Origin of the sequence: Maribacter sp., from assembly GCF_049667165.1 — a bacterium.
Classification (GTDB): Bacteria; Bacteroidota; Bacteroidia; order Flavobacteriales; family Flavobacteriaceae; genus Maribacter_A.
The window spans coordinates 1-10,307 of record NZ_JBATHS010000279.1; the positions used below are offsets into that span (position 1 = coordinate 1).

Consider the following 10,307-nt stretch of genomic DNA (forward strand, 5'->3'; position numbering starts at 1 on the left):
AGCGAATTATAATTGGCAGGTACCACTATGCCGTCAACCTTTTTACAGATATCCTTAACGATAACATCATATAAGCCAACCACAACGGCCATACCTGTATTTTCGGCTTCACAAACTTTTTGCATAAGAGAAGCACGCTTTGCTATCAATTTTAGGGCCGATTCAAAGTCTAAGGCTCCAGTAACAGCCAAGGCGGTTATCTCCCCCAACGAATGCCCGGCAACCATATCGGGCTTAAAATCGGCACCAAGGGTTTTTACTAGAATATAGGAATGTAAAAAAATGGCCGGTTGGGAAAACTTGGTTTGTTTCAGATCTTCAGCAGATCCCTCAAACATGACATCGGTGATTGAAAATCCTAATATGGCATCGGCTCTTTCAAAATATTCATGAGCCAACTTTGATTTTTCAAACAACGCTTTTCCCATACCTGGAAATTGAGTGCCTTGACCTGGGAATACGTATGCATGCATAAAAAAATGAATTGTTTGTGTGTTATTACATCTATTAATATCAAAAAAACGAAACTTTTTGGGAATAAGTGTCTTTTTGAAAACTAAAATCCTCATATTTCTATGAAATGCTTCATGTAATACTCTAAGTACATTCCACTTACCAACGTGGTGTAAATATATACTTTAGTATAGAATTAATATACAATTCTTTTAAATTACCATAAGGGCAAGACAATATTTTACGTTTATCGCTTTGATTTCTTGTCAGTAAATTTTTTAAAATCATTTATTCCGAATATTAAAAAAGGATAAAATTCCAAAACACCAGTAGATATAAAATCTAATCTAAATGTCAACATTACACACCATTGCTTGCTGCCTCAGGCAGGGCATTGTACTCCCTTCCTATTCACCCTCATTGAAAATGCCACAGTAAACTGAAGTATATCAACTGGTCTGCCTTTGTGGATTATTATATATTGTTTACGTAGCTTAGGCTCGACGTTCAATCGTAAGGGACATCAGCAACCGTTGCAGGTTTATTCACAATACATCTGAATAGGCTATATTTTTACCACTTCATTAATTGGTCAATCATAGTACCAAGTGAATAAAAGATCAACCGGCAACGTTTAACTACATTTCAGTACCTACGAATCGGCCAGGATCACTTTTAGTTCGATCTTAGTGTTCAAAAGTTTGGATATGGGACACACCACTTTGGCTTTTTGTGCAATTTGTTGAAATTGGTCCTTATCAATATGGGGTACGTCCCCTTCCAAATTTAAAACGATATTTGTAATACTACCGTCTTCAAAGGTTACGGTTGCATTAACGTCTAAAGCATTGGGGGTAAAACCTTCTTCCCCTAATAAAAAACTTAATTGCATCGCAAAGCATCCGGCATGTGCCGCACCCACAAGTTCTTCCGGATTTGTGCCTTTTTTACCATCTTCGAATCTTGTGTGAAATGAATACGGGGTATGATTAAGTACATTGCTGGCGGTAGTTAACGTTCCTTTTCCTTCTTTTCCACTACCCTTCCATCGGGCATTTGCTTTTCTTGTAAATTTCATGAGCTATAATTTTAATTGTTAATACATGTTTCGTCTAAATATTGATGTAAAGCCTACATGATTTCGTATCCGCTTCTGCATTTTATTCCATAGGTAAACCGAATTTTCACCTAAAGTGAAGGTATCCCTAATTGTGTAGACCTATTCGACATTTTCATATGGCTTTATTTTGATTTTTCGGACTGTTCATCTTTAATTTTGGGATAGTCCAAATACCCTTTTTTTCCTGGGGTATAAAAGGTATTTTCATCCCATTCCGCCAACGCTGCATCCTTTTCAAAGCGCTCCACCAAATCTGGATTGGAGACATATAATTTTCCAAAGGACACCAAATCCGCGGTTCCATTTTCTATAACCTTATTGGCTGATTCCTTATCAAATCCACCATTGATCATTAAGGTGCCATTATAAAGCGGTCTAAAGTGTTTTGCAATTTCGGAAACGGCATACGGAATACCTGAAACATCACTAAAGGGTTCTGATAAGTGAATATATGCCAAATCGTGGTCATTTAACTTCTTAATGATATATTCAAAAGTGGATATGGTTTCCTCGTCCATTTGCATCCCAAAACTTCCGTGCAATGACGGATTAAATCGAACACCTATTTTTTCTTCTGGAATCACCTCTTTTACGGCATCCAATACTTCAAAGAAAAATCGCGCCCTGTTCGCGATACTTCCGCCATAGGCATCTGTTCGAATGTTGGAGGTGGCGTTGAAAAATTGATGGAACAAATAACCATTTGAGGAATGGATTTCTATTCCATCGAAGCCTGCTTCAACAGCATTTTTGGCAGCATTCCTAAACTCTTGGATAGTGATCTTGATATCATTTATTGACATTTCTTTCGGAATAACCGTATCCTTAAATCCTTCCGGTGTATACGATTTAGCATTCGGATTGATGGCCGATGGTGCCAATGGTAACTCTCCATTATGAAAGTCTGGGTGCGACATTCTGCCAACGTGCCACAATTGAATAAATATTTCACCATTTTTTTTATGTACACAATTAACCACTTTTTTCCATCCTTCCGTTTGGGATTTGGAGTGAATTCCTGGTGTATTGATATACCCTACTCCTCTTGGTGATACTTGTGAACCTTCGGTAATTATGAGTCCAGCGGAAGCACGTTGTTCATAGTAAACTCCTTGAAGTTCGTCGGTTGGTTTTTTTTCATCATTGTTAGCCCTGCTCCGGGTCATTGGTGCCATTATAACCCTATTCTTGAGTTTTAATCCATTCATCTGGTAAGGTTGTAACACTGCATTATTCATCATGGCGATTTCTGATTTTATACGTTAAAAATATATCTTTTTGAATAGATGTAACGATTGGGCTTCATTGAACTTGTTTAAACTTTTCCATATGGCCAAAAAAATAAATAAATGTGATTCAGATTATAAAACGGTAAGGGGATTTGCTGTTCCTGCAATCCCATTGGCGGTGCTTCGCGGTTATAGCGGTCTATTTCCCCTCATTCTCAAGTTGTTATGCCATTATAAATAATGCTATGTTTATTCAGGTTCGGGTAAATTGTGCTATATTTATATACCTCAAGTGCCAATGACCCGATTTATTTGATTTTTAAACCCTAAAACAGTTATATCATGAGCAGATTGAAAGAACTTAAATATTTTACACTAATACTACTACTTTTCACCTTCGTTGCAGCGGGAACGTTAAGCTCGTGCAGGGAACAGAAAAAAGAAGAAAACACCGAACAGCAAGCAGAACATCCTGAAAGTGAAGAACACCCCACGGAAGATGGTGATGCAGATGAGGAACATCCAACAGATCAGGAACATCCGACGGATTCCATATCAGGGTAGCGTTATCGATTTTTCTGAGGTTTCATTCCCTGGTTTTCTTTGGAAGGAAAAAAATGTTTTTGGGAAGACAGGTGAATTTCCTGCTTCCATAACAGGGTATGCGAGAAAATTGATGGGCCCGGACTGCGGTCCGGGTTCTATTTGTAGATCTCGTCCCCGAGTGAATTCAATACGATTAGCCGGATGCCTGCCAAAGTAATACGTCGCAAGTGCGGTGTATTTATTGGCTTCACTGATATCAACGGGCCACCATTTGCCCTCGGCATAGAATTCCGCCCAACAATGATAGCCGTCAATGCCCCCTTCGTCCCGATCCGATGGGATGGAAGCCCCTACGGCAAACCGTGAAGGGATGCCCGCAGAACGGGCCAATGAAATAAACAAGGAATGGAATTCCGTGCAATTGCCGGTCAGTGCATCGCAGGCATAAACGGCATCCCCTGTGCCATAGGTTCCCGCTTTTATATAACGCATGTTGTCTATTACATAATCATACAAGGCCCTGGCCTGCATAAGGGTGCCTTCGCTACGTTTACTGCCGATAATTGAATCTGCAAGCGTTTGAAACCGATCACCGACAGGCATCAACAAACTGGCATCCAAATATCTTGAAGGGGACGAATTTTCTATATAGGGTTTTTTCTCCTGTCGTTCCACATCGTAAACAAGTTCCACTTTCTTCCCACTATGTTCCGGAGTCAGTTCCATATATAAAATAGTATTGCCATTTGTCTTTTCATCGAGCATTCGATGTTCCGCGGGAGCCGTTAACGAAGTTAATTTGACGGTTTGAAAGCGATCGCTCTGGGGAACGGGAATCCATAGTTGCGTAGATTCCTTCATTTCGGGCAACGTAACCTCATAATGGAATTCAAAGTGATCATCCCCCTCGATGACCCCCAGCAAATCGGTTGAGGCCTTTTGAACCGGTACTCGATACCATGTTTTGTCCTCCTTGCGCTGTTTCCAGGTATAGAAAGGTTTTCCATTAAGTTTATGCAGGGTCGTTTCCGTGACCGACATGTTCCCTGGATCTCCTTCCAGGAAAAAATCCACATCATACACATCCCCACTTACATCGGCCAGATCTACACAGGCAAAATGACGTCGAGGCCCTAAATTTGAAAGGTACTCGGTATGTACCCGCACCAATTGCAGGTGCAGTTCTTTTCCATCGGTATTCATATTGAAATACCCCCCTCCTTCTTCTACTTTTTTGGCAATATTGGCTTTTATCCCGACCTCTATATCGGCCGTAACCACTTTGGGTATGTCCTTGTCCGCTTGGGTCTCTTCATTTTCTTTCTTCTTTGTACTTGAATTGCAGGCCATTAGCATGGCAATCAAAAGGAAGTACATAATCCGAAACTCTTTCATGCTATCACAGTTTAGTATCTGTATGAATTTACGATAATTCCTTGGTTTTCGGAACACTCCCTATTCATAATCAGCTGCCTGATTTTTCAGGGATCACTTTTCAATAAACATTTGAGGGTAGAAAGTGCATCCAATGATTCATGCGTAATAATCCATGCTTTAAACCAACCCTCAGGGAAACCTAAGCTTATTCCTTTACAAACACCATACAATGCTGCCAGGGGAGATTATTGATATTCTGTTGCAATTTCAGGCCTGCCGCCTGCATCTCCTTTACCGCTTGCGATTCGGTCATTTTATGTAGTCTTTTAATTGGGACGCTATTATCTTCCCCTCGGTATTCGATCAGAAATAGTTTTCCATTTGGCCGCAGGGCTTTTTTTATGGAAGCTATCATTTCAATAGGATACGCAAACTCATGGTACACGTCGACCATCAATACCTTATCCACCGAATTTTCTGGTAGATTCGCACTTTTCTCGCTCCCCTTTATAAGCGCTAGATTTGTATGCTTTCCGTTTCGCATTTTGTTCCTTAGCGCCACTAACATTTCTTCTTGAATATCAACGGCATAAACAAGTCCTTCGCCAACCATGGGTGCCATTTTGAATACATGGTACCCCGAACCAGCACCAATGTCAGCTATGGTATCACCGGCATGAATATCCATGTTACGGAGTAGTTTAGTAGTGTTTTCTTCTTCTTCGCGTTCGGTGCGCTCAAGCCAGCCTATTCCTTGAAAACCCATCACATGGGCAATTTCCCGTCCCATATACCATTTGCCGATACCGCTATAATCACCATTTCTAAAGGTATACTTCGCTTCCGAGGTAGTCACCTGCCCATGGCATATATAGAGTGGTGTTAGTAGCAGAAACAAACACAGTAGACGAACCAATCTTTTGTCACCTAACAAATGATTAGGGCGATTTATAGCAATGGCGGATAGAATACCCCTGTACATTTTTTTTCTAAATTTTTTAGCGAGATGATAACAGCTTCAAGTTATATTTCCCCTTGACGATTTTAAAAATCGATGACAATACCTATACTGGGTATGATCTGGCCTCCATCATCTTCGATGGCCACAAGGCTTTGAGGCTGCACCACCATACCCATTTCATCCCGGTTAAGACCGAAATCAGTAGGACTTGGTGTGTTCTGCCCCAATATATTCTGGGCTTCGATAAACAATTCGAATGCAAACTTTTTGAAATTCCATTTTTTATCCAGTCGTACATCCAATTGACTGAAAATAGCCAATTCTTCCTCTCCCAATCTAGCATAATCTAAAATCACTTCGGGATAATTGGCCAATGTGGCATCCAAATCCGTTGGTACGAAAGGGGTACGTCCTGCAAAACGGTATCTTGAACTTAATTCCCAATTATGCTTTAACTTGTATCCCCCAACAAATGAAATCAAATGCCTACTGTCCCAAACTGAAGGTAAGTAGGCGTTACGGTCAAAACCCGTAAACTCGCTATAAAACCAGGTATATGAAAAAATACCATAAAAATTGTTCGACAACTTTTGTTGAAACTGTAACTCCGCACCATAACTCCGCCCCTTTCCGACTGTCTCAATAGGTTCGCTGCCCAATACTTCGAATCCGCCCCCTTTGTTCGCCAAAGAGACACCATCCCGAATGGAAACCGGATAGTCTTCATAACGCTTATAGAATCCTTCCAATGAAATAGTACTCGATGGGGAAAAATAATGTTGAAGCCCTAATACCACATGGTCACTTTGGGTGTAATCGACATTCTGGTTGATGAGTTCATTTTCTGTATCCCGAAACCCTAAAATGGTATAAGGAGGTATCTTGAAGTAACGCCCTATGGAGCCATTTACACGCCAGTCTTCTGCAAACTCATAAGATGCTGAAAATCGTGGTGAAAAAGTACTTAGAAGGGTCTCATTTTCGGTGTAACTGTCATCATCCATTCTAAACCCAAAAGAAACATCCAACTTATTATCAAAAAACGATGTGGTCGCGTTGGCAAATAACCCATATTTCATAAAATCAATAGCCGTATCAAAGTTCAAGTTATTGCGCACGTCGATGGTCGCATTGGTATAATCGGAATGTTGCACATTGAAACCTGATGTCAACTTCCAATCTTCAAAAAGCTGTGTCAATTCGTAACGCAGTTTAGTTTCCGATTCACGGGCATCGTTATTAAAAATCACATCCCGTTCGTTCTCAGGGTCCGCATAACGGGTAAAATCATTGTTTAGGGTATTATTGCTTAAGGTGGTTTGCATAAATCCATTTTCATTCTTAAAACGATTACGCCAACTTACGCCCATGGTATTCGTGCGTTGTAAGATAAATGGAGCCTGTTCTATCTGTGCCTGTTGCTCTGGATCAAATTCTTCTGGCGGATTAATGGAGAAATCATCAATAGAACCCACACCCAAAACGGTAAGACTATTATAATCATTGATTTGATGATTAATTTTATACTGGTAATCCCAATAGTCTGGTTTAATGGGAAGGCCGATAGCTTGAAATAAAAATTGGAGATAACTGCGGCGTACCGAAGCCAAAAAAGTGGTTTTTGATTCCTCCGCCCCCTTCTTAAACAACGGTCCTTCAAGGGTCAAAGCTGCTTCACTGGCACTTACCCTAAAGTTTCCGGCAAAATTTCGGGCGTTACCATTGCGCTGTTGAAACTGTAATACTCCGGATAGCGGATTATCATAACGCGCATTGAAAGCGGAAGTTGATAAGGTGACATTATCAATAAACGATACATTGATTAGTCCAACGGGGCCACCGGCGCTACCTTGGGTACTGAAATGATTGATATTCGGAATTTCCATTCCGTCTAAATAATACACGGTTTCGTTCGGTGCCCCACCCCTAATAATAAGGTCATTTCGGAATCCTCCTACAGAAGGTGATACTCCAGGAAGTGTCTGCGCCACTTGAACTACATCATTATTACTGCCTGGGTACGTAGCGATTTCGACGGAGGTAAGGGTTTGGGTGGAGAGGGGCGTTTCTTTAGGGCGAGTGATGATATTTGCGTTTGAAACCACAACTTCATCGAGTTTTTGCACGGCTTCCCGTAGTTTAAAATTATAGGTGGGAGTACCCTTTGAACGTACGATGATGTTATATTTTGTTTGGGGTTCATACCCCAAATAAGTCACAATAAGATTATAGGAACCAGGAGCGACCCCAGAAATTGTATAGTTACCATCAAAATCAGTCTGGGCGCCTAGTTGGGTTCCTTCCAAAAAAACGGAAGCCCCGATTAGAGGTTCACCCAGCTCATCCAATACTTCCCCATAAATGTCCGTGGTCACCTGTGCAAAAAGAATATTGGATGCGAGGATCAAAATAATGCAAAGTAACACCCTTCGTATTTGAAAAATCATATTGTTTAAGTATATTGCGCAAAGATGAAACAAATATATGTGTGGAAAATAGCTAAAACCATTAAAAAGATGTTAAAAATAAAAGTAGCTTAGAAAACAATTTGAAAGTTATCCTGGTAAGCCACTTAGATATGCTTTATAAATTAAGACTAACTTTGCTCAGTTTTTATATAATAGCTGTAATCATTCGATAGCTAGGCTATTATTCCTAAGTCGAATCAATAGGATTGATTTGAGAACCTTTGCTGTAACTATTCAAGCCATCGAAAATTTATGAATCTATCCACTTTTTTAACATTTTTTTCTGGATTTTCATTTCTATTTTTCGGGGCAGCCAGTTTGTTTACTTCCCAAATGAAATCTGAGTTTAAAAGATATGGTCTTGAGAGCTCGAGAACACTGGTTGGCGGTATACAATTATTGGGAGCTTTGGGTTTGCTATTAGGCTATTTATATTCACCCCTTCTTCAAATAGTAGCCGCATCAGGACTTTCTATTTTAATGGTATTAGGATTTCTAGTTCGATTAAGAATTCGGGATTCGTTCATTCAATCTGCACCTTCATTGATTTATGCAGTGCTTAATGCAATCCTATTTATAATGTTGCTGGATGTTTTATGACCTTGCCGGTTTTTAAAAGGGAAAAGCAATGTATAAGCACATGATCAAAAATAAAAAGGCTGGAAAAGACTTTTTTAAGGGGTCTTTAATTTTTATATGCATTGCAATGGAACCTAGCAATAGCAAAGCAAGACCCAATGCTGAAGGTTGTTTAAGGGCGGGATACCAAATGGCAGCCAAAAGACCTAAGGCCAATACTACTTTTAAAGTACCAATAACATAGCACATCCAAACTGGAAGTCCATAAACTTTAAATTCCTCGATGATAGTTGTGGCACTACCTCCACGCCATTGTGTGGATTTTTTATTTTGCACAAGCCATACATTGAGAATACTTATGGCTACGATACATTGTAATGCAATAGTGAAATAATTCATGACTTTTTACTTTTGGGTTACTAGTTAGTTATTCTTTATCTGATTTTTTCTATGCTAATCTAAATAGATTTTTTCGATTTCCAGCGAAAAGGATTCTCTGGTTTTATTCCCGATTAAAATGGCAATCTCTTCCATGGCCTCGCCGTAATAATTGGGTTTGTTCAATGGATTCCCCCTAAAGCTAGGATAAAACTTAGCTAGGGGTAAACTAATAGTCTCCCATTCACCTGAAGTTTTGAAACTTGTGATATACGAATAACGTTGGGACCGATCCTCTTTGATACGGAATTGATATGATTTACCGTCACCTTTTATTCTTAATTTCACCAAACTATATTTGGAGACATCCTTGGTTTGAAATCCATAGCGAACCGAAGAAAATCCGCCATTGTTTTCTGTGCGTACCATTCCCGAATAAAGCGCATTTCCTGAATCCGTACGGGAAAAAGACCCTTGGGACAAACCACCCATAACCCCATCGTCTACAACCAACCAGTTAGAGATGTCCTGTTCCTCCTTAAAATCGAAAATAAGCAATGATTTTTCTTGACTCATATTACCCAGCAAAAGGCTTACTAAAATTCCTTTCATAAAAATGTTTAACGAAATATAAACATTATTCAACAAAATATAGTATAACTTAACGTAATATTATGGATTAAACCCTATTTTGAAATTCTAACTCTTTTAATATTTGACTATGAAAATGTTATTCTCAAGTATCTGCTTTGCCTTGATAAGCTATACCGCCACATCCCAAAGCGCTTCCAAAGAGCAGGAAATGATACCGATGAGCGCCACCTATCAAAAAGCATATAAGATGGGATCGGTATATTATAAAACAGGGACCAAAATCCCTTTTACAGGTATTCTGTATGGGAAATACGACAATGGTAACTATCAAACCATGCAAGAATATGTGGATGGGATCGGCAACGGTAAGTGGGTGGACTTTAACCCTGAAGGGATAAAGGAATGTGAGGGCACCTATAAGGATAACCGTGTGGAAGGACCTGTAACGTTTTATTATGAAAATGGTAGTATTAAATCCAAAGGGCAATATTTACATTGGAAAAAACCAATCGGACTTTGGAAGTACTATGACAAGAAAGGGAACCTAGTACATACCATGACCTACACGCGATAGTTACGCATAGCGCTTCACCTATTCGTTG

Annotated in this window: 11 protein-coding genes; 3 read left to right on the top strand and 8 right to left on the bottom strand. The window is 39.7% G+C overall.

Annotated elements, in window-relative coordinates; genetic code table 11:
- The 3 genes from WBM98_RS13405 to WBM98_RS13415 all read right to left on the bottom strand — a co-directional run.
- Positions 1-473 (bottom strand): ACP S-malonyltransferase (locus WBM98_RS13405; RefSeq protein ID WP_424366527.1); only part of this gene is annotated, 473 nt, incomplete at its 3' end.
- Between the two features lie 632 nt (positions 474-1,105).
- Positions 1,106-1,531, bottom strand: coding sequence for an OsmC family protein (locus WBM98_RS13410; protein ID WP_424366528.1), 426 nt, complete (start codon positions 1,529-1,531; stop codon positions 1,106-1,108).
- A 164-nt stretch (positions 1,532-1,695) separates the two neighbouring features.
- Positions 1,696-2,814: an alkene reductase gene (locus WBM98_RS13415; protein ID WP_424366529.1), complete on the bottom strand. Its 1,119-nt coding sequence runs from the start codon at positions 2,812-2,814 to the stop codon at positions 1,696-1,698.
- A 330-nt stretch (positions 2,815-3,144) separates the two neighbouring features.
- Here WBM98_RS13415 and WBM98_RS13420 point away from each other — a divergent pair, with 330 nt between their 5' ends.
- Entirely contained in the window at positions 3,145-3,366 is a 222-nt protein-coding gene (locus WBM98_RS13420; protein WP_424366530.1) for a hypothetical protein, read from the top strand.
- On the opposite strand, the gene WBM98_RS13425 is transcribed toward WBM98_RS13420, so the two are convergent.
- The 3 genes from WBM98_RS13425 to WBM98_RS13435 all read right to left on the bottom strand — a co-directional run bounded on the left by WBM98_RS13425 (position 3,358) and on the right by WBM98_RS13435 (position 8,112).
- A complete protein-coding gene (locus WBM98_RS13425) occupies positions 3,358-4,743 on the bottom strand; it encodes a transglutaminase-like domain-containing protein (protein WP_424366531.1) in 1,386 nt (461 codons plus the stop codon). The genes WBM98_RS13420 and WBM98_RS13425 overlap by 9 nt on opposite strands.
- A 187-nt stretch (positions 4,744-4,930) precedes the next feature.
- The gene (locus tag WBM98_RS13430; protein WP_424366532.1) at positions 4,931-5,707 is read right to left on the bottom strand and encodes a class I SAM-dependent methyltransferase; all 777 of its coding nucleotides are present in this window, start codon (positions 5,705-5,707) and stop codon (positions 4,931-4,933) included.
- Positions 5,708-5,769: 62 nt separating this feature from the next.
- Positions 5,770-8,112 (bottom strand): TonB-dependent receptor, encoded by a 2,343-nt coding sequence (locus WBM98_RS13435; RefSeq protein WP_424366534.1) that lies wholly within the window; start codon positions 8,110-8,112, stop codon positions 5,770-5,772.
- A gap of 294 nt (positions 8,113-8,406) precedes the next feature.
- Between WBM98_RS13435 and WBM98_RS13440 the strand changes: the two genes are divergently transcribed.
- Positions 8,407-8,754 (top strand): DoxX family protein, encoded by a 348-nt coding sequence (locus WBM98_RS13440; RefSeq protein ID WP_424366535.1) that lies wholly within the window; start codon positions 8,407-8,409, stop codon positions 8,752-8,754.
- A gap of 12 nt (positions 8,755-8,766) precedes the next feature.
- Here WBM98_RS13440 and WBM98_RS13445 read toward each other — a convergent pair whose 3' ends face one another.
- Together WBM98_RS13445 and WBM98_RS13450 are read right to left on the bottom strand one after the other, a co-directional pair.
- The gene (locus WBM98_RS13445; RefSeq protein WP_424366536.1) at positions 8,767-9,132 is read right to left on the bottom strand and encodes a DoxX family protein; all 366 of its coding nucleotides are present in this window, start codon (positions 9,130-9,132) and stop codon (positions 8,767-8,769) included.
- Between the two features lie 54 nt (positions 9,133-9,186).
- Positions 9,187-9,723, bottom strand: coding sequence for a CIA30 family protein (locus tag WBM98_RS13450; RefSeq protein ID WP_424366537.1), 537 nt, complete (start codon positions 9,721-9,723; stop codon positions 9,187-9,189).
- A 109-nt stretch (positions 9,724-9,832) separates the two neighbouring features.
- Between WBM98_RS13450 and WBM98_RS13455 the strand changes: the two genes are divergently transcribed.
- Positions 9,833-10,279, top strand: coding sequence for a toxin-antitoxin system YwqK family antitoxin (locus WBM98_RS13455; protein ID WP_424366538.1), 447 nt, complete (start codon positions 9,833-9,835; stop codon positions 10,277-10,279).
- Positions 10,280-10,307 lie beyond the last annotated feature (28 nt).